This is a genomic window from Acidovorax sp. KPB24-07, from assembly GCF_057543315.1.
Genome location: NZ_BAAJYS010000567.1, coordinates 1 through 1,707 on the forward strand (window position 1 = coordinate 1; position 1,707 = coordinate 1,707).

Here is a 1,707-nt window from a genome sequence, read left to right on the forward strand (position 1 = left end):
AATGCGGCCGGCCAGCGGCGCAGCCAGGGCACCCGCCGCGCCGGCCAGGCCGAAAGCGCCAGCGGCTGCGCTGCCCAGATGGAACGAGCCATGCAGCATCACGGCCAGGGTGGACCAGAAGGCGCTGAAGCCCACCGACAGCAATCCCTGTGCCCAGGCGGCGCGGCGCAGCGCGCCATGGCGGCGCCACAGTGCGGCCATCGAGCCGATCAACGCCCGGTACGGCAGCGGCGTGGTGGGCGCAAAGCTGGGCAGGCCTTTCCAGGCAGCCACGCCGATCAGCGCGATCGACACGGCAGCGGCCACGTACACGGCGCGCCAGCCGAAGTGCTCGGCCACGAAACCGCTCACCACCCGCGACAGCAAAATGCCCAGCAGCAGCCCGGTCATCACCGTGCCCACCACCTTGCCGCGATGGGCCACCGGGGCCAGCGTGGCCGCGGCCGGCACCACGTCCTGGGCCAGCGTGGCCGACAGGCCGATGGCCAGGCTGGCAACGAGCAGCCAGCCGATGCCGGGAGCGAACCCGCTCATCAGCAAGGCCAGGGCCAGCACGGCGCTTGGCCAAAATGATGCGGCGGCGGTCGTAGCGGTCGCCCAGCGGGGCCAGAAACAAGATGCCCAGCGCATAGCCCAGCTGCGTGAGCGTGGGCACCAGGCCCACGGCGCGCTCGCTGGCGTGGATGTCCGGGCCCAGCACGCCCAGCATGGGCTGGCTGTAGTAGAGCGAGGCCACGCTCAAGCCCGCGGCAGTGGCCAGCAGCAGCAACAGCGGCGCCGGCACGCCCGTGGAAGGACCACCCGTCTCAGCGGCTGCATGCGGGTTTTGAATGGAAGACATGGGGAAGACCCTTGAATGGAAGCGATGGGCCGAAGTTTGTGCGAACCGTCTCGCTCTGGGTAGTGGGCTCATGCGCACATCTGCTATACGCTTGGCGTATGAAGCAAGCCTCTGCCACGGCCTCCCTTGCCGGCGTCGATCGCATCGAACTCATGCAGACCTTCGTGCGCATCGTCGAAGCCGGCAACCTCTCCGCCGCCGCCCAGCAACTGGGTACCACCCAGCCCACGGTGAGCCGCAGGCTCCAGGCGCTGGAGCGGTCGCTGGGACTCAGGCTGCTGCAGCGTTCCACCCATGTCATGAAGCTCACCGAAGACGGCGAGCGCTGCTTCGCGCATGCCAAGGCGCTGCTGGACGACTGGCGCGCGATGGAGGCCGACCTGCGGGGCGCGCACGACACACCGCGCGGCACGCTGCGTGTGCTGGTGCCGCATGCCTTCGGGCAGGAGCAGCTGATCGCCCCGTTGGCGGACTACCTGCGGCAGTATCCCGAGGTGTCGGTCGAATGGCTGCTGCACGACCGCCGGCCCGACTTCATCGCCGAGGGCATCGACTGCGCGGTGCAGGTCGGGGCGGTGGACGACCCCTCGGTGGTCGCCATCCACCTGGCCGAGGTGCCGCGCATCGTCGTCGCGGCGCCGCAACTGCTGCCGGGCGGCGCCGTGCCCGAGCACGCGAGCGCGCTGCGCGACCTGCCCTGGCTGGCCCTGCGCACCTACTACCAGCGCGAGGTGTCCCTCACCCGCGTGCCGGACGGCGCGGTGGAGCGCTTCGCCATCCACCCGCGCATGGGCACCGACAGCCTCTATGCCCTGCGCAGCGCGGCGCTGGCGGGCCTGGGCGCGGCAGTGGCCTCCGCCTGGGCG

1 protein-coding gene and 1 pseudogene are annotated in these 1,707 nt (G+C 70.9%); one reads left to right on the forward strand and one right to left on the reverse strand.

The genetic code is table 11. From position 1 onward, the window contains the following. A pseudogene (locus AC27IQ_RS23915) lies at window positions 1-841 on the reverse strand (MFS transporter); the annotation flags it as partial. A 98-nt stretch (window positions 842-939) separates the two neighbouring features. On the opposite strand from AC27IQ_RS23915, the gene AC27IQ_RS23920 reads away from it, so the two are divergent. Next, window positions 940-1,707, forward strand: a 768-nt coding sequence (locus AC27IQ_RS23920) for a LysR family transcriptional regulator (protein WP_487091050.1), incomplete at its 3' end; no start/stop codon positions are given.